Here is a 23,643-nt window from a genome sequence, read left to right as displayed (position 1 = left end):
AATGACAAGGAATGGCGCCACTAGCCGTCTTTCCCACCCAGTCCCCGCCATACCCGGCTGTCAAGCTCCATCCCAAAAGCCCTATGGCAGCTTCGACCAACCTTCTGCCAGGAGCGGAATTTCTTGTCTCGACCCCATAGCCGTCATCGAGAGTGCTCGCCTCCAGGCGAGAAGCGGTTCAGCGATGCAGCCTGTCTCGAGCCACGGTGCGAAAACGCCCAGCTAGGCCTCTCAGATCACCCGCCGCAGAGTAAGCGGCTGGCACAACCAGCAACGTTAAGAATGTGGAAGTGGTCAATCCGCCGATGATGATAAATCCCATTGAATTGCGCCATTCAGCTGCATCCGATTGAGCAAGCGCAACCGGCAGCATCCCGAAGATTGCCGCCAGCGCTGTCATCAGGACGGGTCGCAGGCGTTCGGGCGCTGCCTTGCGCATCGCCGAGGCGGGATCCATGCCTGCGTCCCGATACTGGTTGGCGAGATCGACCAGAAGGATGCCATTCTTCATCACAATCCCCATCAGTGCAATCATGCCGATCTGAGCAAACAGGCTCATTTCCTGTCCTCCTGCCCACATGAGAAAATAGGCTCCTGAAAAGGAAAGGGGCGCGGTGAGCATGATGATGATCGGCTGCCCGAAGCTGTTAAACTGGCTTGCCAGGACGATGTAGAGCGCCACGATTGCCAGGGCGAACGCGAAGACAATTGCCTGCCCCGTCTCGGCCAGTCTTCGCGCTGTGCCCTCGGTCTGGATCGAAAGTCCAGGCGGCGGCGGGTTTGACGCAAGGAGGTTCTCGACCTTCGTAACCGCGACGCTCAGCGCTACGCCGGGGGCTGTATTCGCCTGCACTGAAATCTGGCGCGATCGATCAATACGGTCGATCTCCGCGGCGCTTAATGCCACTTCGACATCGGCGATTGCTGCCAGATCGACCAGCGTGCCTTGTCCGGTTCTGAGTGGCAGTGCCTGAACATCCGCGAGGGTCTGCCGATTAATTTCGTCGAGGCGCACGCGGACATCATAGCGCCGCCCGTCGGCTTCGAACGTTCCCGCATCACTGCCTCCGACCAGTGTGCGGGAGGCCGCGGCAAGGCTGCGAGCGGATATACCGAGGTCCGCTGCGCGGTCACGATCAAGCACGATCTGCAATTCGGGTCGGCCGCCCTCATAGGTGGAGCGGACGTCGACGAAATCGGGCCGGGCGGCGAGTTCACCTTGTAGCCATTGGGCATAATCGTTGATCGCCGCAGTATCACTTCCGGTGATGATAAGCTCGATGGCAGCTTGCCCAACACCTCCGCCGGACACCCAGGGAACCTCCGCCACAGATACCTCGCGCGCTCCGGCGACACCTTCACCAAGGGCGTCGCGCGCGAAGGTCATCAGGTCATCTTGCGACAGGTCACGGGTCCGCTTGGGGGTCAGCCCGACATAGATATCGATTTCGTTGACCTTGGGATTCGTGCCGCTTCCCGCGCTCGCAAACACCAGTTCGACCTCCGGGTTTTCACGCAGGATGACATCAGCTTGCTGGGCTGCATCCCGCGCTCCGGTGATCCCTGTGCTTAGGGGCAGTTTGACCGTTGCGAGAAATTCCGACCGGTCAGTGGTGGACATAAATGTGCTCGGCACAAGCCCGGCAAAAAATCCGCCGACAAGAACGCTCGCCAGAGCGCCGGCGAGCACCACATACCGTCTGCCAATTGCCCAGCTGACGAGTCGTTCGTAGCGCAAGCGCATCCCCACATGAAATCGCTCTATACGTCCCAGCCAGCCATCTTCCGGATGTTCCGGGCGCAGCAATCGGGCCGACAGGGCTGGCGTCAACGTGAAGGCAACCAGCATCGAAACGCTGACGGAAAACACGATCGCCAATCCATATTGGAAGAAGAAACGCCCGACGATGCCCTCCATGAAGGCGATCGGCACGAAGACCGCCAGCGTTGCAAATGTGCCTGCCAGCACCGCCAGTGCGACGCGCTTGGTTGCCGCATGTGCCGCCTCGGTTGCATCCACGCCGGCATCGACATCATTCTGGACTGCTTCTACCACCACGATGGCATCATCCACCAACAGACCAATCGCCACAGTGAGTGCCAGCAGGGTGATCATGTTGATGGTGAAATCAAATGCGGCGAATGCGACGAAGGTGGAAACGATCGAGGTCGGAATGGCGAGTAGAACGATGATCGTCGCGCGCCAGCTCAACAGGAACAGAAAGGTTACGGCCACCACCAGCAACACCGCGATGACAAGATCGAACAGCACGTCCCCGATTGCCTGTTCGATGAAGCGCGATGTATCGCGTGCGATAACGAGTTCGACCCCATCCGGTGCGCTTGCGCTTATGTCGTCGATTGCGGCCCGGATCTGCTCTGCGACTGCGACGGTGTTTTCACCACTCTGTTTGCGCACTTCGAGCACCACACCAGGCTTGCCATCGAGCTGCGCATAGCTGGTTTCATCTTCGACCGAATCTTCGACGCGGCCGACATCGCCTATACGGACGGTCTGGCCATTCGGGCGATAGGCAATCGGAATCCTCGCGAACTCGGCTGCGCTCGCCGCTTCGGCGAGTGTGCGGATGCCGAATTGGCGTGTCCGCCCCTCCGTCACCAGCCTTCCGCCCGGAAGCTCCGCGTTTTCACGCTGGATTGCCGAGAGCACATCGTCTGCCGTTATGCCGCGTGCACGCATGGCGGACGCATCCAGCCATATGCGCATTTCGCGTTCGCGCCCTCCGACCAGTTCGACCGAGCCGACCCCCGGAACGCGCTGCAATCGTTCCTTCACGTCCTCGTCCGCAAAGGTGGTCAGATCGCGGATCGGCATATCGCCGGACAAGAGAACTGACAGGATAGGCGCAGCGTCGGGATCAACCTTTTCGATCACCGGCGGCTCCGCATCGGCGGGCAGATCAGCACCAAGCCGCGACATCTTGTCACGGACTTCCTGGGCCATGAGGTCGGCGTCCTGTTCGAGCTCAAACTCGAGATTGACGATGCTCACCCCTTCGGCGCTGACAGAACGCATCTGACGCAGGCCCGCGATGGTGTTGAGCTGCTCTTCGACGATATCGGTGACTTCTGTCTCGATCGTCCCAGGCGACGCGCCGGGCAGTGTGGTGGTTACCGACACGTAGGGGAATTCGACTTCGGGAAACAGATCGACTCCGAGGCGACCGAAGGAAACAAGGCCAAGCACGACGAGCGAGACTATCAGCATCGTCGCAAAGACCGGACGCCTGATCGAAACGTCGGCCAGCCACATATTACTTCTCGCCGGTCGTGCGGCGCGGCTTGACCTGCTCGCCGTCGCGCAAGGTTGCCGGAGGATCGATGATCACTTCCTCGCCTGCGGTCAGGCCTGACCGTAGCCGCACCCTGTCGAGGTCGATGCTGTCGAACCTGACCTCGCGGCGCTCAGCCTTGCCATCACGGATGATAAAAAGATGGGCGGCGGAGCTGTCGCCGAGAATTGCCGTTCGGGGCAGAATGATGGCTGGCTCCGGCGGGATCTGGATCTCGGCTCGCGCTGCAAGGCCGGAGCTAATCCGGTAGTTCGGATTGGCTATCGGCAGCCGCAATTCGACCATCCGGCTTTCAGGGTCGACCCGGTTGTTGATGATGTAGACGATGCTCTCGAACGGCGCGTCGAACCCTTCGATGAAAACGCGCGCGGGCATGTCTCGCCGCAGCATGTCGACATATTCCTGCGGCGCGTTGACAATCGCCGCGACGGTGCCGAGCTCCTGCAATTGAAGGGCCGCCGACTGGCCGCCTCCCGAGAATCGATTGTTGAGATAGACTCCTTCATCGACCAGGCGCGCGGTCACGACGCCGTCATAAGGAGCGCGGGTAATCGTATCACTCAGGGCTTGCTGCGCGGTGCCGAGTGCGGCAACCGCCTGCGCCTTTTGCGCGCGCGCGACGGCAAGCTGGGTCTCAACCGCATCGACCTGCGCTTTAGAAACGAAACCCTTCGGCGCAAGAGCTATCACGCGTTCATAGCGCCGTTCGGCTTCAATCGCTTGAGCATTCGCAAGATCGACCGCAGCTTGTGCCTCTGCAACGTTCCGCTGATAGTCGGCTTGTCTGATACGAAAGAGCGGCTGTCCGCGTGACACCCTGTCACCGACTTTCACAAAGATCCGCTCGACCGGGCCTTCGGTGAGCGCTCCGATTGCACTGCTTTGTTTGGCAGCGATAGTTCCGAATGCTTTCACCGGCTCGGTGAGCAATTCGGTCTGGGCGATCGATGTCTGAACCTCACGCGGGCCTTGCGGTGCTTCTTTTGCGGTCTGGTCCTCAGCCTCGCCGCCTGAACAGGCAGGCAGCAACAGAGCGACGGCTATCAACGCAGGCACAGAAAGGCGAACTAGCATATGTAGGCGCCTCTGCCGCTCGCCAAAAGTTTGTCGTCAGGCCCAAAAATGCGGGCTTCGGCGACACTGATCTGACGTCCGGTTTTGACAACCTGTCCACGCGCAATGAGCGGGCCAGCGGTCGCGGGCCGATGATAATCGACCCTGAGGTCGGCCGTGGCCGTGGCCCGGGTGCCCAGTATAACCAAAGCGTAAAGGCCTGTGAGATCGATCAGCGCCGCAAGCACGCCGCCATGCGCCGCGCCAAGCACAGGGTTGGAGACGATTTCCTCGTGCCAGGGCATCGTGAGTTCAAGCCCGTCTTCCGAGCAGGATTGGATTTTCAGGCCGAGCCATTGATGGAAGGGCGCAATGTCGAGCATGTCTTGCAAGCCCGCCCGGTCAAGCACCATTGGCTGTTCGCTCATTGCCCCAATCCTGCCGGGCCGTGGTGGCGATTCAGAAAAACGAGGATTGCATTCGAAAATGCATCATTGGCATCGCCCACGACCATATGGGTGGCGTCTGCGATGTCGGTATATTCCGCATGGGGAGCGACTTGACGCAGGTGTACAACGGCTTCTTCGGAAACAAGGTCGCTCGCCGCGCCGCGAATGAGATGAAGCGGAAGATCCAGACTGGCCGCCGCGTGGCTGAGTTCCTGAAACTGATGCTCCTGATTTTCGGGATTGCTCCGTTTGGCGGCCATGATGTTGCGGATGAACGCTGGATCCCAGTGCCAGTAAAAGCGGCCATCATCCTTTTGCCGGAGATAATGGCGCAGGCCAGCGCCAGCGCCGCGCTTACCGCGATGTGGCATGTAGCGTGCGATAACTTCCGCCGCTTCATCAGGTGACGCAAAGCCGGTTTCGACATGCTGTTCCATGAAGCCCACGACCCGCATTACGCCCTCTGGCTCCATGCGCGGTGCGACATCCACCAATGTGAGCGACGCGAAGCTGCCTTGGGCGAGCTCTCCTTCAGCAAGCAACCCTGCCAGCCCACCAAGCGATGCCCCGACCAGCGCGGGCTTGCGATCCATTTGGGATGCGACCGCGACAAGATCGGCCGCAAAGTGACGTATCTCATATGCGCCGGTATCCGACCACGCGCTGTCGCCATGGCCACGCATGTCAAAAGCAATTGCGCAGAACCCGGCATCGGCAAGATCGCTCGTGACGCGCTTCCACGCTCTCCGGGTCTGTCCACCTCCGTGAGCGAGCAAGACCGGCATCGCGTCAGGCGCGCCGGTGATCTCGGCGGCGAGTTCGATGCCGCCGGCTCCCTTGATGCTGGTTGGTATTGTGGCCATAGCAATTCGGTATACTGTAAGGTGCCTTACAGTAAATATCTTTATTCTCGTTTTGGGGAAGCTATGACCGGATCATGGTAACGCGCTCGGATCAGGCTGCAGATAAAACCGCTGCGAATTTTCTGACCGACACGGATCGGCTCGTCTTTCTTATGGAAGAGGTGACGCGCCGGCTGCGACGCACATTCGATACGTCCTTCGAACAATTCGGGCTCACCCGCACCCAATGGCGCGCATTGGCATATCTTTATCGAACGCCGGGCATGACGCAAACCGAACTTGCCCGGGAGCTTGAGCTGGAGCGAGCAAGCGTTGGTCAGGCCATTGACAGGCTTGAAGAACTGTCGCTCGTTGAGCGACGTAGCGCGGTGAACGACCGGCGCGTATGGCACATCCACCTTATGCCTGCTGCGGTTGAGCTATTACCGAAGCTTAGAGCCGAGGCCGACGCGGTCTACGGACGCCTGCTTGTCGGAACGGACATCGGTGAGCTGGACAAGTTAAGTGCGCTATTGGCCGCGATGCAGGACAATTTGGACCGCAATTAACCCGGTTCGATTCTAGATATGTCTAGGGATGGTTGCGACGACGAAAGTCAGGTTTCCACCCATCATCGGTCATGAGCAGGGCCGATCCGGGATCCTGAAAGCAGCGTGGCGGATTTTGGCGGAACCAGACATTCAACTCGGTGGCCGGGAGTGACCGGGTCTGGGTCGGGAGCTGCATTTGCTGTTGCGATTGGCAATTCGCCAAAGCAGGTTGCACCTTATCGATGCTTCCGAACACATCCCCGATCACCAGAAGCTTTTCGATAGTTCGTCACAGCTTAGCCCGAAGTCCGGTTGGACATCCGCACCACGTCCCCGCCCTAGCGCAGCTGGTCCAGATGATCGCTCCACCATTGCGCCATCGCCACCCGTTCATCCCAATGCGCGCCGCGATGATAGGCCGCGCGCACCTTGTCGGTGTCGCCATGCGCCAGCGCGCGCTCGATCGCATCAGGGTTCCATTTGCCGCTATCGTTGAGAAGCGTGGAGGCCATCGCGCGGAAGCCGTGCGCGGTCATTTCATCGGTAGCATAGCCCAGCCGCCGCAAACCGGCATTGATAGTGTTTTCGCTCATGGGGCGGGTGCGGGTGCGCACGGACGGGAAAACGTAGCCGGTCGGCCCTGTCACTGCCCTGACTTGCCGGAACAGCTCTACAGTCTGCCGCGATAGGGGGACATGGTGCGGCTTGCGCATTTTCATCTTGCCCGCCGGGATGATCCAGAGCGCCCCGTCCAGATCAATCTCGCTCCACTCGGCATGGCGCAGCTCGCCGGGGCGGACGAAAACGTGGGGGGCAATCTGCAAGGCCAGCTTGGTAATGCCGCTGCCCTCGTAATCATCGATCGCGCGCAGCAACTCGCCGACCTTCTTGGGATCCGTTATCGCGCCGTAATGCGTCACGGTGGGGGCGGTAAGCGCGCCGCGCAAATCTCGGGTAGGGTCCGACGCAAGCCGCGCGGTGGCGACGGCATAGCGAAACACAGCGCCCGCCAGTTGCAAGCTGCGCCGCGCGCTTTCGAGCTTCCCCTTACCTTCGATCCGGCGAATTGCTGTCAGGACGTCCATCGGCTCGATTTCGCCGATAGGCAGGTGGCCGATCGAACCGCACACCAGTGACAGCAGATATTCGCTGCGAGTGGCGGTGGCCGGTGCCCAGCCCTTCTGTCCATCCCGCCTACGCTTCTGGCAGAATTCATCGCTGATCGCCTTGAACGTATCGGCGGCTTGGATGCGAGAGCGCAGCTTTTCGCGCCGCTTTTCTCGCGATGGGTCTTTGCCCAGAGCGATCATTTCGCGGGCTTCCTCGCGGCGGCGGCGCGCTTCGCCCAAACTGATCTCGGGGTAGGCCCCAATCGCCAGCAGCTTTTCGCGCCCATCAATTCGATATTTCAGTCGCCAGAGCTTGCCCCCGGCTGGGGTGATCAGCAGGTGCATCCCGCCCCCATCCGCCAGTTTGACGGGCTTGGGACCGGGCTTGGCCTTGCGGATCGCAACGTCTGTCAGCGCCATAGTAGCATCCAGCCTTTCCGGGGCTTGCCCCCGCGATACCCCCAAGCGTGGGGGTATCGAGTTGGCCGCTTTGGCTAGAACCCCCAGCCATACCCCCACTCGCCAACGGCTAAATGCGGAAACGAGTGAACGCTTGCGGCACGATATCCGCTGAATACCTTGGACTTTAGGGAGTTGTCCAGACGCATGTGGATGCTGGCGGACAGGGAAGTGGAGCGGGTGAAGGGAATCGAACCCTCGTCGTAAGCTTGGGAAGCTTCTGCTCTACCATTGAGCTACACCCGCATTGGCCCCGCTATCGGCGAATGTTCCACGTGGAACATGGGGTCAAGGCGCACCTGGAGGGGGTCTAGGCACCCTCTAGGCGGGGCGAGCCACTGCCACGATTACGCCCGCCCGGTCAAGCCTGCTCGCAAGCCGGCTCAATCCCCGAGCCAGTGGCGCCGCGAAAACCAGCCCACGATCACCAGGGTGATCGCCAGACACAGGCTGAACACACCCCAGAACGCCCACGGCTCGCCCGCATAGGGGATGCCCTCGACATTCATCCCCAGGAGCCCGGTGATGAAGGTCAGCGGCAGGAAAATGAAGGCCACCACCGCAATCGCGAGGCTGCGCTGGTCGACCTTCTCGGCGCGCAGATCGGTGAGCTGTTCGTGGATCAGCGCCGCACGTTCGCGCACCGCCTCCAGCTCTTCGGCCATGCGGGCGAAACGGTCCGCCGCCTCGCGCAGATGCAGCCGGTCATCCTTGCTGATCCAAGCGAAGGGTAGTTGCGCCATCGCGCCCAGCGCATCGCGATCGGGCGCGACGAACCGCCGCAGCGCAATCGCCTGCGAGCGCAGCCGCGCGATCCGGCGGCGCATGTCGTAGATGTCGCCGGTATCGAGCATCGCTTCGCATTCATCGAGCCGGTCGCCCAGATCGGCCACCTGCGGATCAAGCTCGGTGCTGATCGCCTGCGCCAGCACCGAGACGAAATCGCCCCCGTCGCGCAACTGGCCCGAACGCATCGCCGCCTCGACCGTGGCCAGCGCGGCCATCGGGTGACGGCTCACCGAAGTCACACGCCGCGCCTCGACCCAGATGCGGATCGAGACCAGCCCGTCGCTGTCACCGGTCGGACGCTCGCCAGCACCGCGCAGGTTGATGAGGGCGGCATCATCCACTTCGTCGCAGCGCGGGCGGGTTTCGCCGGCCAGCAACGCGCTTGCGGCCATTTCGGGGACATAGCCCGGCAGATCCATGCGCTGGCCATGCCCCACGCCATCGACGTGCAGCCAGACGAAGCCCGGCCCGGCAAAGCCTGCCACCTCTTCGGCTGCGATTTCGCGCACCGCGCCATTGTGTACCAGCAGCGCCCTCAAGGCGATCGGATCGGTCCGCATATCCATAAGCGCCTGTGTTAGCGCCCCTGCGCGCGGCGGCAAGCGCTTGATGTCGGCTGCGGCCTGCGCCACTGTCGCCGTGCAACTGGCAGGGGGTATGGGCGTGATCGGACAGCGGATTCTTGCAGCAGCGATGCTGGCAGTGGGTGGGCTTGCGGCCAGCGGACTTGCCGCCCCGGCGACGGCGCAGGCCCCGCTCGGCCTCAGCGAAGCCGAAGTCGCCGCCCCCGCGCTGCCCACGATCCTGCCCCCGCGCGCCCGCGCAGCGCTGGAAAACCGCATCCTCGGCGAACGGCTCGATACCATCATCCCGCAGATCATGCGCGAGGAGGGGATCGACCTGTGGCTGCTGGTCGCGCGCGAATATTTCGAAGAGCCGGTGGTCGCCACCATGCTCGATGCCGAGAACATGCATGCGCGGCGGCGCACGATCCTGATCTTTTACGATCCGGGTGAAGGCCATCCGATCGAACGGCTGACGGTGAGCCGCTACGGGCTTGGCGGGATGTTCGCGCCGGTGTGGAACCCGGACGAGCAGCCCGACCAGTGGCAGGCGGTTGCCGACATCATCGCGGCGCGCAGCCCGAAGACAATCGCGATCAATTCCTCCGATCTCTACCAGTTCGCCGACGGCATGACGCTGAGCCAGTATGATCGCTTCATGGCCAAGCTGCCCCCGGCGCTGCACGAGCGGGTGGTGAGCGGCGAGACGCTCGCGATCCGCTGGCTCGAAACGCGCCTGCCTTCGGAAATGGAGCTCTATCCCAGCGTCGTCCGCATCGCCCATTCGGTGATCGGGGAGGCGTTCTCAAGCAAGGTGATTACGCCGGGGGTGACCACCGCCGAGCAGGTGCAGTGGTGGTATCGCGACCGGCTGATGCAGCTTGGCCTCACCCCGTGGTTCCACCCCTCGGTCGCGATCCAGCGGCAGGGCGTGAAGGGCATGATCGAAGGCGAGGAAGTGATCCAGCCGGGCGATCTGCTGTGGACCGATTTCGGCATCACCTATCTGCGCCTCAACACCGATACCCAGCACCTCGCCTATGTGCTGAAGCCGGGCGAGACCGAGGCTCCGGCGGGCCTGCGCGCAGGTTTGGCGAACAGCAACAAGGTGCAGGATTTCCTCACCCGCGCCTTCAAGGTCGGACGCAGCGGCAACGAGGCGCTCGCTATCGCCCAGGCAGATGCGATTGCGGCGGGGCTCGATCCGTCGATCTACACCCACCCCATCGGCCACCACGGCCACGGCGCCGGGCCTTCGATCGGGTTCTGGGACAACCAGAAGGCCGACGTGCGCGGTAGCGGCCCGATCCGCGCCAACACCGCATGGTCGATCGAGCTGACCTCCTACGCCAACGTGCCCGAATGGGGCGGCCAGCGGGTCGATTTCCGCACCGAGGAAGATGCCTTCTTCGACGGCGAAACCGTGCGCTTCATCGATGGGCGGCAGACCGCGATCACGCTGATCCCTTAGGGCGGGTAAGCACTTTTGAGGGGATGCCTGCCCCTTGCATGGGCGGGCCTTGGGGGGCATGGGGAAGCCAGACAGGAGACCCTTTCCCCATGACTCAGACCCTGCGTCAGATCGACCATTTCATCGTCGGCGAGCCCCCCGCTCCGACCCGCAAGCACGCCATCTGGAACCCCTCGACCGGCGAAGTGCAGGCCGAGGTTGCGCTGGGCGATGCCGCGCTGCTGGCCCGCGCGGTAGAAACCGCCAAGCGCGTCCAGCCCGCCTGGGCCGCCACCAATCCGCAGCGCCGCGCGCGGGTGATGTTCGCCTTCAAAGAACTGGTCGAGGCGAATATGCAGAGCCTCGCCGAGATGCTCTCGTCGGAGCACGGCAAGACGGTGCCCGATGCGCGCGGCGATGTGCAGCGCGGGCTTGAAGTGATCGAATATGCCTGCGGCCTGCCGCAGATCATGAAGGGCGAATATACCCACGGCGCAGGGCCGGGGATCGATGTCTATTCGGTGCGCCAGCCGCTCGGCATCGGTGCGGGCATCACCCCGTTCAACTTCCCGGCGATGATCCCGATGTGGATGTTCGGCATGGCCTGCGCGGCGGGCAATGCCTTCATTCTGAAGCCGTCGGAGCGCGACCCCAGCGTGCCGGTGCGGTTGGCCGAACTGTTCCTTGAAGCGGGCGCTCCCGAAGGGCTGCTTCAGGTCGTCCACGGCGACAAGGAAATGGTCGATGCGATCATCGATCACCCCGATATCGCCGCGATCAGCTTCGTCGGCTCGTCCGACATCGCGCAATATATCTATGCGCGTGGTTCGGCGAACAACAAGCGCGTGCAGGCCTTCGGCGGCGCGAAGAACCACGGGATCGTGCTGCCCGATGCCGATCTCGACCAGGTCGTCACCGATCTGACCGGCGCGGCCTTCGGTTCGGCAGGCGAGCGCTGCATGGCGCTGCCCGTAGTGGTGCCGGTGGGTGAGGAGACGGCGGAGCGGCTCAAGGAAAAGCTGCTCACCTCGGTCGCCAAGCTTCGCATTGGTGTTTCGAACGATCCCGACGCGGATTACGGCCCGGTCGTCACGCCCGAGCACAAGGCGCGGATCGAACAGTGGATCACCACGGCCGAGGAAGAGGGCGCCGAAATCGTCGTCGACGGGCGTGGCTACACTCTGCAGGGCCACGAAAAGGGCTTCTTCGTCGGCCCGACGCTGATCGATTACGTCACCCCGCAGATGAAATCCTATCAGGAAGAAATCTTCGGCCCCGTGCTCCAGATCGTGCGCGCCAAGGACTTCGAGGAGGCGGTGCGCCTGCCGTCCGAACACCAGTATGGCAACGGTGTCGCGATCTTCACCCGCAACGGCCACGCCGCGCGCGAATTCGCTGCGCGGGTGAATGTCGGGATGGTCGGCATCAACGTGCCGATCCCGGTGCCGGTCGCCTATCACTCCTTCGGCGGGTGGAAGCGTTCGGGCTTCGGCGACATCGACCAGTATGGCGTGGAAGGCCTGCGCTTCTGGACCAAGAACAAGAAGATCACCCAGCGCTGGCCCGATGGCGGCGGGGACGGATCGAACGCCTTCGTCATCCCGACGATGGGGTGAGCAGGCAAGCGCACAGGCGGCGGGGCATCTCGTCCCGCCGCATTTGTTGCATGGCGCTCACCATGACCGCTTGGCTTGACCCGCGCTTTGCGGCTAAGGCCGCCGCCTATGGTTAAGCACTTGGCCCGCCCCTGAAACGCCATGAAGCGGGTATTCGCCAATATGGGCTGGCTGCTGGGCGGGCGCGGGTTCAACGCGGTGCTCAGCCTCGTCTACCTCGCCATCGCCGCGCGTACGCTTGGTACCGACGGGTTCGGCTACTTCGCGCTGATCATCGCGCTGGGGCAGGCCGTCACCGGCTTTTCAAGCTTCCAGACCTGGCAGTTCATCGTCCGCTGGGGCGCCGATCCCGACAAGCCCGGCGTCGATCTCCAGCGCGCGCGCGAGGCGACGGGGTTTGCGGTCGCGCTCGATGGCGTGTCGGTCGCAGTCGGGACGCTCGCCTCGGCGGTGCTGGTGCTGACCGCGCCCTTGTGGCTCGACGTGCCGCCGCAACTGCTGTGGCTGACGTTCTGGTATTGCGTGATCTCGCTGCTGACGATCCGCACCACGCCCACAGGGATGCTGCGGCTCCATTCGGAATACGGCAAGGCGACCTGGGCCGAGGCGGTTCAGCCGATTATCCGCGCAAGCGGCGCGGTGCTGGCGTGGTGGCTGATGCCCGATGTCACCGGCTTCATCCTCGCCTTTGCCGCTTCGGAAGTCGGCACCGCGATCGCGCTGTGGATCGTCGCCGCACGGGTGCAGCCGGTGCCGCTGTCCTCGATCAGCCTCAAGGCGATCCCCGCGCGGCACAAGGACGCCTGGCGCTTCGTGCTATCGACCAACATGTCGGGCAGCCTCGCGGTGGCGGGCAAGCAGGTGATGATCCTGCTGGTCGGCACCTTCGGCGGCGCCTACCTTGCGGGCGGTTTCCGCATCGCGAACCAGTTGGGCGTGGCGCTGATCGCGCTCGCCCAGACCATCTCCAAGGCGATCCTGCCCGAGCTGGTGCAATCGCGCGACGGCGCGGTCGAGATCGCGCGGCGCATGGCGAACATCGCGGCGATTGCGGGCGTGGCGGCGGTGGTCACCGCGATCCTGTTCGGCCGCCCCGGCATCGCACTGATCGCGGGCGACGAGTTCACCGGCTTCTACTGGGCGATGATCATCCTCAGCATCGCGGGTGCGGTGGAGCTGGTCGGTGCGAGCCTTGAAAGCCTGCTCATTTCGGCCGGCAAGGCGCACGTCGCCTTCCTCGTCCGGCTGTTCCCGACGATCCTTGCGCTGCTGATGCTGGAACTGGCGATCGACTGGAAGGGCGCGCAGGGCGCGGGCTTCGCGGTGCTCGGGTCGAGCGTGCTGACCGTGGTCGGCTTCTACCTCGCGATCGTGAACCTGAAGCAGTTCCGGCTGGTGGTGGACGAGCCGGAAAGCAAAGGGGCGGACAAGCGGCCCGCCCCTCCTGAACGCTGAGCTTTAGCCCTCAAACACCAGCTTGGGCTTGCGCGCCGCCGCCGTTTCATCGAGCCGCCGGCGGGGCGAATAATACGGCGCCTGCTTCAACGCCTGATCGCCCGCCAGCGCGCGGGTGACAACGCTGCGGAACGCGGTGATGAATTGGTCGATCGCCGCCTTGCTCTCGGTCTCGGTCGGCTCGACCAGCATCGCGCCGTGAACCACCAGCGGGAAGTACACCGTCATCGGGTGATAGCCTTCGTCGATCAGCCCCTTGGCGACATCGAGCGTCGAAAGCCCATCGGTAAAGTCCTTGTCGCCGAACAGCGCCTCGTGCATGCACGGGCCGCTTGCGCCGAAGGGTGCGTGGAGAATATCCTCCATCGACCGCAGGATGTAATTGGCGTTGAGCACCGCATCCTCGGCCACCTGCTTGAGGCCGTCGGCCCCGTGGCTGAGCATGTAGGTGAGCGCGCGGGTATACATCCCCATCTGGCCGTGGAACGCGGTCATGCGGCCAAACGAAGGCCCGCGCTCCTCGCTGTTCTCTTCCTCGACGAGATAGAAGGTGCCAGCCGTATCCTGCCGCACGAAAGGCAGCGGCGCATAGGGCGCGAGCGCCTCCGAGAGCACAACCGGCCCCGAACCCGGCCCGCCGCCGCCATGCGGGGTGGAGAAGGTCTTGTGCAGGTTGATGTGCATCGCATCGACGCCGAGATCGCCCGGGCGCACCTTGCCGACGATGGCGTTGAAGTTCGCCCCGTCGCAATAGACGTATCCGCCCGCCGCGTGGACGGCATCGGCGATTTCGCGGAAGTCCTTTTCGAACAACCCGCAGGTGTTGGGGTTGGTGATCATAACCGCCGCCACGTCCGGCCCGAGGCGGGCCTTGAGCGCGGCCACATCGACCCGGCCTTCGGGCGTCGCGGGGATATCTTCCACGCGGTAATTGGCGAAGGCGGCAGTCGCCGGGTTGGTACCGTGGGCGCTTTCCGGCACCAGCACCACCTCGCGCGCATCGCCGCGCGCTTCATGCGCCGCGCGGATCGCGAGGATCCCGCACAGCTCGCCATGCGCGCCCGCCTTGGGGCTCATCGCGACAGCGGGCATGCCGGTCAGCTTGCACAGCCAGGTGCCCAGCTGGCTGATGACTTCGAGCGCGCCCTGCACCGAGGATTGCGGCGCGAGCGGGTGGATATCGGCAAAGCCGGGGAGCCGCGCCATCTTCTCATTGAGGCGCGGGTTGTGCTTCATCGTGCACGAACCGAGCGGGAAGAAGCCGAGGTCGATCCCGTAGTTCTGCCGCGACAGTCGGGTGTAGTGGCGCACGGTTTCCGGTTCGGTCAGGCCGACCAGCCCGATCGCTTCCGATCGTGCGAGGCCGCCGAGACGGGTCGGGGCAGCCGGATCAAGCGCGGGCAGATCGACGCCGGTCACATCGGCGCGGCCGATTTCGAACAGCAGCGGCTCTTCGAGCATCAGCGCGCGGTTGCCGGTGGTGGTCGACGGGCCGTTGTGCATCCCGTCTTCGGCGAGCGTCATTTCGGGCTTCCAGCCGGAGGCGTTGGGGGCGTTCATGCTGCGTGCTCCTTGATGCTGGCTTCAAGCTCGCGGGCGAGGGCCTCGATATCTTCCTCGGTGGTGGTTTCGGTCACGGCGACCAGCAGCGCGTGTTCCAGCGCTTCGACGCCGGGGTAAAGCCGCCCGAGCGACACGCCGCCCAGCACGCCGCGGTCGGCCAGATCGCGCACGATCTCGCGCGCGGGCTTGCCGCCGAGCAGCAGGGTGAACTCGTTGAAGAAGGCGTTGTTGAGCACTTCAACACCCGGCACCTTGGCGAGGCGATCTGCGGCAAGACAGGCGAGGCGGTGGTTTTCCGCCGCCAGCTCGCGCAGGCCCCGCTCGCCCAGCAGGGTCATGTGGACGCTGAAGGCCAGCGCACACAGGCCGGAATTGGTGCAGATGTTGCTGGTCGCCTTCTCGCGGCGGATGTGCTGTTCGCGGGTCGAGAGGGTCAGAACGAAGCCACGCTTGCCCTCGGCATCGGTGGTCTCGCCGCAGAGGCGACCCGGCATCTGGCGCACGTGCTTGGGATCGCGCACCGCGAAGAGGCCGAGGTAAGGCCCGCCGAATTGCAGGCCGACGCCCAATGACTGGCCTTCACCCACCACGATATCCGCGCCCATCTCGCCGGGGCTCTTGATCGCGCCCAGGGCGACGGGTTCGGTGTTCACCACCACCAGCAGCGCGCCCTTGGCGTGGGCGGCTTCGGCAACGGCAGTCAGATCGGTGATGCGGCCGAGAATGTCGGGATATTGCACCACGACGCAGGCGGTTTCCTCGTCGATGCGGGCGATCAGGCCGTCCATGTCCGGCTCGGGCGTGATCGCGGGCAGCGCATCGGCGATGGTGTCACCGGTGAAGTGCGCCATCGTCTTGACGACCTGCGCATAATGCGGGTGCAGCGCGCCCGAAAGCACCGCCCGCTTGCGGCGGGTAACGCGGGTCGCCATCGCCACGGCTTCCCAGCACGCGGTCGATCCGTCGTAGAGCGAGGCATTGGCCACCGCACAACCATAGAGGCGCGCAACCTGCGTCTGGAACTCGAACAGCATCTGGAGCGTGCCCTGCGCGATTTCCGGCTGGTAGGGCGTGTAGGCGGTCAGGAACTCGCCGCGCTGGATGATGGTATCGACGCTCGCGGGTACGTGGTGCCGGTAAGCTCCCGCGCCGAGGAAGAACGGCACATCGCCCGCCACCAGGTTCTTCGCCGCCAGCGCCTTCATGTGGCGTTCGACCGCCATTTCGCTCGCGTGCATCGGCAGCCCGCGGATCGGGCCATCGAGGCGGGCGACTGCGGGCACATCGACGAACAGGTCATCAACCGTGGCAGCGCCGATGGTCGCCAGCATCGCCTGCCGGTCGGTATCGGTGAGAGGGAGGTAGCGCATGGGTGTTCAGCCTCAGCTTGGGAGAGGGTGGTGAGGGAGGATCAGAGACCTTCGAGGAAAGCCTTGTAGCCGTCTTCGTCCATCAGCTTGTCGAGCTCGGCGGGGGCTTCGATGGTCATCTTGAAGAACCAGCCGGCATCTTCCGGGGCCGAGTTGACCAGCGAGGGGTCTTCTTCCAGCGCGGGATTGGTTTCGGTGATCTCACCGGTGATCGGGGCATAGACATCGGAGGCCGCCTTTACGCTCTCGACCACGGCAGCATCCTTGCCCTGTTCGATCATCGCGCCGACTTCGGGCAGCTCAACAAAGACGATGTCGCCCAGCTGGCCCTGTGCGTAGTCGGTGATGCCGACCGTGGCGATGTCGCCTTCGACTTCGATCCATTCGTGTTCGTCAGTGTAGTAACGCATGGGTCAGTTCCCCCTGTAGTAGCGGTGCGGGACAAAAGGTGTGGGCGAGACGGTGGCGGCGAGGCGCTTGCCCCGCACTTCCACCTCGAGTGCGGTGCCGATGGCAGCGTGTTCGCTGGCGACATAGGCCATCGCGATCGGCGCCTGGAGCGTGGGCGAGAAACCGCCGCTGGTGACGGTGCCGACTTTCTCGGTGCCGCTGAACACTTCCGCGCCTTCGCGTGCGGGCAGGCGCCCCTCGATCTTCATGCCGACCCACTTGGCGGATGTGCCTTCATTGATCTCGCGAATGATGCGGTCAGCACCGGGGAAGCCCCCTTCCGAGCGGCGACGCTTGTTGATGCCGAACAGCAGCCCCGCTTCGATGGGGCTGGTCTCGGGCGAGAGGTCATGGCCGTAGAGCGGCAGCCCCGCCTCGAGCCGCAGCGAATCCCGCGCGCCAAGGCCGATGGGCTTCACTTCGGGCTCGCCGCAGAGGAGGTCCGCGATTTCAGCAGCGGCTTCTGCGGGGAGCGAGATTTCGAACCCGTCCTCGCCGGTGTAGCCCGCCCGCGCGATGGTCACGTCGTAGCCCGCGATCGTGAAGCGGCCGAACTTCATGAAGGTGAGCGCCGAAAGCGGATATTCGCCCTTGGCATGGCGGGCGAGCGCATCAGCAGCCTTGGGGCCTTGCAGCGCCAGCAGCGCGTGCTCGTCGAGGTAGTTCATGGTGATATCGTCGGGCAGCGCCTCGCGCAGGGTGCCCATGTCGTCCCACTTGGTCGCACCGTTGACGACGAGATAGAGCGCCTCGGGCCAGCGCGAGACCATCAGGTCATCGAGCACCCCGCCTTCTTCATCGAGCAGCAGCGAATAGCGCTGCTGGCCGAGCTTCAGCGTGCTGAGGTCAATCGGCAGCACGGCCTCGACCGCCGCATCCAGATCGGGGCCGGACAGCACCAACTGCCCCATGTGCGACACATCGAACAGCCCCGCGCTCTCGCGGGTCCAGTTGTGCTCGACGACGATACCCTCATACTGGATCGGCATCTCGTAGCCCGCGAAGGGCACCATCCGCGCACCGCGCGCACGGTGCCACGCATCGAGCGGCAGCGCCTCGAGCGGGATGTCTTCGAGATGGTCTTCGGTTTCGTGGTCGCTCACTTGGGCTTTCCCCGGCAGAATACGGCAGTCCGGCAGCGCCCATCAGGCACTCCCCATAACTGCCCCCTCTGTCGGGTGACCTGAGAGCTTCGGCGGGACTGCCAAACGGCAAACCGCCTCCCCTTCGGTGGCCGCGGACATTCGTCCGAGACGCTTTCCAGAGTGTCACGCAGCCGAGCGGTCCGGTGGCCTGAGAGTTTCCGGGGCGGTTGCTCCTTCGGCGCCTTTGCTCACATCGTGGGCATCGGGCTCTCCCGCTCGCCTGCCCGCAACAGAATCGCTCCTGCTGCGGAAGACCCCCTCGCCCTGCTTGATTTGCTGCATCGCGTCAATCGGGCGGACGCCGGATTCCCGTGTGGAAAACGCATTTGCGTGGACGGGCGCGGCTGAATAGACACGGCAGCGGGATGAACCTTACCGAAATCTATCTGATCGCGCTGACGATCATCTTCGCCGTGCCGTGGCTGGTGTGGCGCGTGTTCAAAACCGATTACTGGGCGCCGCTGGTTGTCGTCCAGATCGTCGGCGGGATATTGCTCGGCCCCGGCGTGCTCGGCGCGGTGTTCCCGGACTACTACGCCTTCGTGTTCCAGCCCGATGTGATCATCGCGCTCAACGGCGTGGCATGGTGGGCGGTGATGCTGTTCGTGTTTGTCGCCGGGATCGAGCTTGATCTCTCCCAGGCGTGGAAGCACCGCGGCGAAACCGGCGTCACCGCAGGGCTTGCGCTCGGCGTGCCGCTGGTCGCGGGCAGCATCGCGGCGGCCTTCATCCTGCAATTCCCCGGCTGGCGCGGGCCGAACGGGCAATACTGGCAGGCGCTGCTCGGCATCGGCATGGCCTGCGCAGTGACCGCGCTCCCCATCCTCGTGCTGCTGATGGAGAAACTCGGCATCCTGCGCGAACAGCTCGGCCAGCGCATCCTGCGCTATGCCAGCCTCGATGATATCGCGATCTGGGGCGTGCTCGCCCTGATCCTGCTCGATTTCGACCGGCTGCTCCGGCAGGGCGTGTTCATCGTCGGCTTCGCAATCGCGGCATTCCTGGTCCGGCGGCTGATGCAGCGGATCGAGGAAGCGGACCGCTGGGCGGTGGGCCTGATCTGGCTCGCTGTCTGCGGCTTTGCGGGTGACTGGTCGGGCCTGCACTTCATGGTCGGCGCGTTCCTTGCGGGCGTGGTGCTCGACATGAAGTGGTTCGGACACGAGGCAATGGACCGTTTCCGCAATATCGTGCTGCTGACGATCATGCCGGTGTTCTTCCTGTCGACCGGGCTACGGACCCAGTGGGAAGGCGGCGGGCTGGTCGTGTTCGGCGTGGCCGCGCTGCTACTGGTGGCGGCGGTCGGCGGCAAGCTGATCGGCGTTCACATCGCCGGACGGCTGCTCGGCTGGAGCCGCACCGAGGCGAGCCTGATCGGCTGGTTGCTCCAGACCAAGGCGCTGATCATGATCATCTTTGCCAACATCCTGCTCGACAAGCAGGTGATCACCCCCACGACCTTCACCGCGCTGCTGTTGATGGCGGTGGGCAGCACGATGCTGACCAAGCCCTTCGCCTCGCCGCTGATCAAGAAGCTGGGCGATCGGGTGAAGGCGGAGGCTTAGAGCCACCTCCGTTCGTGTCGAGCGAAGTCGAGACACTCGGCGAAGGGCATCTCGACTACGCTCGAGGCGAACGGTTCTATTTGTTCCCCACCATCCCCAGCGCCCGCGCCATCAGCGCCTTCTCGCGCAGCGTGAACCCGCCAGTATCCTCGCCGCCCGGCGGGGGTGGGACTTCGGTAGTGAAGTAGACGAATCCGGCATCGCCCTTCGGATCAACCCATAGTCCCGATTGCAGACCATAGGCCTCGCCAGAATGGCCGATGCGGGGGCGGCCGTCGCCAATCAAACGATCATCCGAACATGGGCGTTCGGGCACCTCGATGATCTGAAGATGATGACCATATGAGCAGAAAAACACGGTCTCCTGCGTCCGGCCATCGGCGAGTTCATACATGGCTCTAAGGCCCGTGGCGGGCAGCAGGAAGAAGTCTCGCCCGCCTCGCTCGAGGTCGATTAGCGCCTGCCCGATCTTGGCAAGGTCCATCATTCCGATCCGCACCCCGCCCTGGGGTGAGAAGATCGAAGCATTGGTTCCCGGAACGTAAGCATCGAGATCGCAAGCCCGTCCCGCTGCCAGGGGTATCGTGCAATTGGGCGGCAGGTCTGCGGGGCCATCCTTCGCCACCTCGCCAGTGTCGCGGTAAAGCGTCACTGCCCGATCTTGCATATTGGCATCGCAGCCAATCCAGTTGAAGCAGGCCTTCACACCCAAGGGCGCAAACACGAGCCGCTCGACCAGACGGTCGTAACGTTCGCCGCTCGCCGCCTCCAGTACTGTCGCCACCAGCGGAGAACCGAGGTTGGCATATTCGAACACCGCTTCTCCGGGAGGGCCGGTGTCCCGCCACGCGGCAGGGTCGGCGAACTTCGCCTGCAAGCTCTCACCCAAGGGGATGATGTAGCCAGCCTTGTCGGACAGCCCCGCACGGTGCGACATCAGATGCGCAAGCGTCACCGGTGCGTCCGGGTGGTAAGGCGAACGCAGCCTCCAGCCGAGAAATTCGGAGACATCCATATCAAGGCTGAGCTTCCCCTCGTCCTTGAGCCGCATGACGGTGAGCGCCATGATCAGCTTGGAGATGCTCGCGATCCGCACCGGATCATTGGCCTCGACCTTGCGTCCGGTCTCCTTGTTCGCCAGCCCTTCGACGATCAGCGGGCGGATGCTTTCGCGATCAAAGGCGACAACAACGCTGGCGGGCGGCGGGGCTGCGTCCTGCGCGGCGGCGGGAACGGCGATGAACACCAGAGCGGCGATGAGGCGGCGGATCATGCCGCGCATCATCGCTTCCCGCGCGCGCGCGTCAATCGAGATTCGGCCGCAGCCAGCGTTCCGCCGTCGCCAGATCGACCCCGCGCCGTGCGGCGTAATCCTCCACCTGATCGCGGCCCACGCGGGCAACGCCGAAATATTCGGCCTGGCCGTGCCCGAAATAGAACCCGCTCACCGCCGCGGTCGGCCACATGGCGAAGCTTTCGGTCAGCGTCAGGCCGGCGTTGGCGGGCGCATCGAGCAGATCGAACAGGATCGGCTTGAGGCTGTGATCGGGGCAGGCGGGATAGCCCGGCGCGGGGCGGATGCCGCGATACTGCTCCTTGATCAGCGCCTCGTTGGTCAGCTGTTCATCGGGGGCATAGCCCCACAAGGTTGTCCGCACGTGCTGGTGCAGCGCTTCGGCAAAAGCCTCGGCAAAGCGGTCGGCGAGCGCCTTCAGCAGGATGTCCGAATAATCGTCCTTGTCCGCAAGGAAGCGCGCCGAATGCGGCTCGATCCCGTGGATGCCGACTGCAAAGCCGCCGATCCAGTCGCCCGCCGGGTCGATGAAGTCGGCAAGGCACATATTCGCGCGGTCGCGGCTCTTCTTCACCTGCTGGCGCAGCATGGGCAGGCGCGTGCCGTTATCGAGCACCACATCATCGCCGTCCCGCCCGCAAGGCCACAGGCCTGCTACGCCGCGCGCGGTCAGCCACTTGTCGGCGATCAGCTGGTCGAGCATCGCGTTGGCATCGGCGAACAGCTGGGTCGCGGTTTCTCCCACCACCGGATCGGTCAGGATCGCGGGGTAATTGCCGTGCAGTTCCCAGGCGCGGAAGAACGGCGTCCAGTCGATGAAGTCGCGCAGGTGCGCGAGGCTCCAGTCGTCGAACACGTGGAGGCCGGGCTGCGCGGGAGCATCAGGCTTGTCCGCAAGGTCGATCACGAAGGCATTGGCGCGCGCATCGGCTAGGCTGAGCAGCTCGCTTTGTCCCTTGCCCGCGCGGGCATCGCGCACATGGACATATTCGCCCGCAACCTCGGCGACGTAATCATCGCGCTGGGTGTCGGACAGCAGCTTCGAGGCCACCCCGACCGCGCGGCTCGCATCGAGCACGTGGATCACCGGGCCATCATAGGCGGGATCGATCTTGAGCGCGGTGTGCACCTTGCTGGTGGTCGCCCCGCCGATCAGCAGCGGCATCGTCATGCCGGCGCGCTGCATTTCCTCGGCCACGGTCACCATCTCGTCCAGCGAGGGGGTGATGAGGCCCGAAAGGCCGATCATGTCGGCCTTGTTGTCGTTCGCCGCGGCGAGGATGGTCGGCCACGGCACCATCACGCCAAGGTCGATCACGTCATAGCCGTTGCACTGGAGCACTACGCCGACGATGTTCTTGCCGATGTCATGCACATCGCCCTTCACCGTCGCCATGATGATCCTGCCCTTGGACTGATCGGCCAGCCCGCTCGCTTCCTTTTCCGCCTCGATGAAGGGGATGAGGTGCGCGACCGCCTTCTTCATCACGCGGGCGGATTTCACCACCTGCGGCAGGAACATCTTGCCGCTGCCGAACAGATCGCCGACCACGTTCATGCCGTCCATCAGCGGGCCTTCGATCACTTCGATCGGGCGGTTGGCCTGCTGGCGCGCTTCCTCGGTATCCTCGACGATATAGGCGTCGATGCCCTTGACCAGCGCGTGTTCGAGCCGCTTGGTCACCGGCCAGCCGCGCCATTCCTCGGCGGCCTTCTCGTCCGCGACTGACTTGCCCTTGAAGCTTTCGGCGAGGGTGATCAGCCGCTCAGTCGCGTCGGGATCACGGTTGAGGATCACGTCCTCGCAAGCTTCGCGCAGCGCGGGGTCGATCTGGTCGTAGACGTCAAGCTGGCCTGCGTTGACGATCGCCATGTCGAGCCCGGCGGGGATTGCATGGTAGAGAAACACCGAGTGCATCGCGCGGCGCACCGGCTCGTTGCCGCGGAAGCTGAAGCTGAGGTTCGAAAGCCCGCCCGAGTAATGCGCGTGGGGGCACAGCTCGCGCAATTCGCGCACCGCCTCGATGAAGTCGACGCCGTAGTTGTTGTGCTCCTCGATCCCGGTCGCCACCGCGAAGATGTTGGGATCGAAGATGATGTCTTCAGGCGGGAAGCCTTCGGCGACCAGCAGGTCATAGGCGCGCTTGCAGATTTCGACCTTGCGCGCCTTGGTATCCGCTTGGCCCTTCTCGTCGAAGGCCATCACGACCACCGCCGCGCCGTAATCCATGCATTTGCGCGCATGTTCGAGGAAGGCCACTTCGCCTTCCTTCATGCTGATCGAATTGACGATCGGCTTGCCGCTGACGCACTTCAGTCCCGCCTCGATCACCTCGAACTTCGATGAATCGATCATCACCGGCACGCGGGCAATGTCCGGCTCGGCGGCAATCAGCTTGAGGAACGTCGTCATGGCGTGGACCGCGTCGAGCAGCCCTTCGTCCATGTTGACGTCGATCACCTGCGCGCCGTTTTCGACCTGCTGGCGCGCCACTTCAACCGCTGCGGGGTAATCGCCGGCCATGATGAGCTTCTTGAACGCCGCCGATCCGGTGACGTTGGTGCGCTCGCCGATATTGATGAAGCGGGAGGAGGATTGGGTCACG

17 protein-coding genes, 1 tRNA gene and 2 riboswitches are annotated in these 23,643 nt (G+C 63.9%); of the genes, 5 read left to right on the top strand and 13 right to left on the bottom strand.

The genetic code is table 11. From position 1 onward, the window contains the following. Positions 1–178 precede the first annotated feature (178 nt). The 4 genes from BG023_RS04425 to BG023_RS04410 are packed head-to-tail and all read right to left on the bottom strand — an operon-like array spanning position 179 to position 5,679. Complete coding sequence (locus tag BG023_RS04425; RefSeq protein WP_069309385.1) at positions 179–3,274, bottom strand: efflux RND transporter permease subunit; 3,096 nt, start codon at positions 3,272–3,274, stop codon at positions 179–181. A gap of 1 nt (position 3,275) precedes the next feature. Further along, positions 3,276–4,388 carry an efflux RND transporter periplasmic adaptor subunit gene (locus BG023_RS04420; RefSeq protein WP_083234527.1) on the bottom strand — a complete coding sequence of 371 codons (1,113 nt, stop codon included), beginning with the start codon at positions 4,386–4,388 and terminating at the stop codon, positions 3,276–3,278. Further along, a complete protein-coding gene (locus BG023_RS04415; RefSeq protein ID WP_069309383.1) occupies positions 4,382–4,795 on the bottom strand; it encodes a hotdog fold thioesterase in 414 nt (137 codons plus the stop codon). The genes BG023_RS04420 and BG023_RS04415 overlap by 7 nt, the downstream gene beginning before the upstream one ends. Next, positions 4,792–5,679 (bottom strand): alpha/beta fold hydrolase, encoded by an 888-nt coding sequence (locus tag BG023_RS04410; protein ID WP_069309382.1) that lies wholly within the window; start codon positions 5,677–5,679, stop codon positions 4,792–4,794. The genes BG023_RS04415 and BG023_RS04410 overlap by 4 nt, the downstream gene beginning before the upstream one ends. Before the next feature lie 74 nt (positions 5,680–5,753). Here BG023_RS04410 and BG023_RS04405 point away from each other — a divergent pair, with 74 nt between their 5' ends. Then, on the top strand, positions 5,754–6,227 hold the full coding sequence (locus BG023_RS04405) for a MarR family winged helix-turn-helix transcriptional regulator (protein WP_069309381.1): 474 nt from the start codon (positions 5,754–5,756) through the stop codon (positions 6,225–6,227). Between the two features lie 320 nt (positions 6,228–6,547). Here the strand turns inward: BG023_RS04405 and BG023_RS04400 are convergent, their stop codons facing one another. From BG023_RS04400 to BG023_RS04390, 3 genes are all read right to left on the bottom strand, one after another. After that, on the bottom strand, positions 6,548–7,738 hold the full coding sequence (locus tag BG023_RS04400) for a tyrosine-type recombinase/integrase (protein ID WP_069309380.1): 1,191 nt from the start codon (positions 7,736–7,738) through the stop codon (positions 6,548–6,550). A 211-nt stretch (positions 7,739–7,949) separates the two neighbouring features. After that, a tRNA-Gly gene (locus BG023_RS04395) sits at positions 7,950–8,023 on the bottom strand. A gap of 137 nt (positions 8,024–8,160) precedes the next feature. Further along, positions 8,161–9,132: a zinc transporter ZntB gene (locus tag BG023_RS04390; RefSeq protein ID WP_083234526.1), complete on the bottom strand. Its 972-nt coding sequence runs from the start codon at positions 9,130–9,132 to the stop codon at positions 8,161–8,163. A 43-nt stretch (positions 9,133–9,175) separates the two neighbouring features. On the opposite strand from BG023_RS04390, the gene BG023_RS04385 reads away from it, so the two are divergent. From BG023_RS04385 to BG023_RS04375, 3 genes are all read left to right on the top strand, one after another. Continuing rightward, positions 9,176–10,600: a M24 family metallopeptidase gene (locus BG023_RS04385; protein WP_233993075.1), complete on the top strand. Its 1,425-nt coding sequence runs from the start codon at positions 9,176–9,178 to the stop codon at positions 10,598–10,600. A gap of 101 nt (positions 10,601–10,701) precedes the next feature. After that, positions 10,702–12,195 carry a CoA-acylating methylmalonate-semialdehyde dehydrogenase gene (locus BG023_RS04380; RefSeq protein WP_069311120.1) on the top strand — a complete coding sequence of 498 codons (1,494 nt, stop codon included), beginning with the start codon at positions 10,702–10,704 and terminating at the stop codon, positions 12,193–12,195. Positions 12,196–12,336: 141 nt separating this feature from the next. Next, complete coding sequence (locus tag BG023_RS04375; protein ID WP_069309379.1) at positions 12,337–13,650, top strand: lipopolysaccharide biosynthesis protein; 1,314 nt, start codon at positions 12,337–12,339, stop codon at positions 13,648–13,650. A 3-nt stretch (positions 13,651–13,653) separates the two neighbouring features. Here the strand turns inward: BG023_RS04375 and gcvPB are convergent, their stop codons facing one another. From gcvPB to gcvT, 4 genes are read right to left on the bottom strand one after another with little or no spacing between them, the layout of a single operon-like run. Next, on the bottom strand, positions 13,654–15,210 hold the full coding sequence (gene gcvPB, locus BG023_RS04370) for an aminomethyl-transferring glycine dehydrogenase subunit GcvPB (protein ID WP_069309378.1): 1,557 nt from the start codon (positions 15,208–15,210) through the stop codon (positions 13,654–13,656). After that, positions 15,207–16,583, bottom strand: coding sequence for an aminomethyl-transferring glycine dehydrogenase subunit GcvPA (gene gcvPA, locus BG023_RS04365; protein WP_069309377.1), 1,377 nt, complete (start codon positions 16,581–16,583; stop codon positions 15,207–15,209). Before gcvPA ends, gcvPB begins: the two co-directional genes overlap by 4 nt. A gap of 41 nt (positions 16,584–16,624) precedes the next feature. Further along, entirely contained in the window at positions 16,625–16,993 is a 369-nt protein-coding gene (gene gcvH / locus BG023_RS04360; RefSeq protein WP_069309376.1) for a glycine cleavage system protein GcvH, read from the bottom strand. 3 nt (positions 16,994–16,996) lie between these two features. Next, positions 16,997–18,136, bottom strand: coding sequence for a glycine cleavage system aminomethyltransferase GcvT (gcvT, locus tag BG023_RS04355; protein WP_083234524.1), 1,140 nt, complete (start codon positions 18,134–18,136; stop codon positions 16,997–16,999). A gap of 58 nt (positions 18,137–18,194) precedes the next feature. Continuing rightward, a riboswitch (glycine riboswitch) is annotated at positions 18,195–18,304 on the bottom strand. After that, positions 18,305–18,403: riboswitch (glycine riboswitch) on the bottom strand. Positions 18,404–18,543: 140 nt separating this feature from the next. On the opposite strand from gcvT, the gene BG023_RS04350 reads away from it, so the two are divergent. Next, positions 18,544–19,743 carry a cation:proton antiporter gene (locus BG023_RS04350; protein WP_069309375.1) on the top strand — a complete coding sequence of 400 codons (1,200 nt, stop codon included), beginning with the start codon at positions 18,544–18,546 and terminating at the stop codon, positions 19,741–19,743. A 76-nt stretch (positions 19,744–19,819) separates the two neighbouring features. On the opposite strand, the gene BG023_RS04345 is transcribed toward BG023_RS04350, so the two are convergent. Together BG023_RS04345 and metH are read right to left on the bottom strand one after the other, a co-directional pair. Further along, positions 19,820–21,016, bottom strand: a complete 1,197-nt coding sequence (locus BG023_RS04345; RefSeq protein WP_083234751.1) for a serine hydrolase domain-containing protein — start codon at positions 21,014–21,016, stop codon at positions 19,820–19,822. 31 nt (positions 21,017–21,047) lie between these two features. Then, positions 21,048–23,642 carry a methionine synthase gene (gene metH, locus BG023_RS04340; RefSeq protein ID WP_069309374.1) on the bottom strand — a complete coding sequence of 865 codons (2,595 nt, stop codon included), beginning with the start codon at positions 23,640–23,642 and terminating at the stop codon, positions 21,048–21,050. Position 23,643: the final 1 nt, after the last annotated feature.

This window comes from Porphyrobacter sp. LM 6 (assembly GCF_001720465.1).
Lineage (GTDB): Bacteria > Pseudomonadota > Alphaproteobacteria > Sphingomonadales > Sphingomonadaceae > Erythrobacter.
Note: the sequence above shows the minus strand (reverse complement) of the source record. Positions and strands in the feature narration are given on the sequence as shown.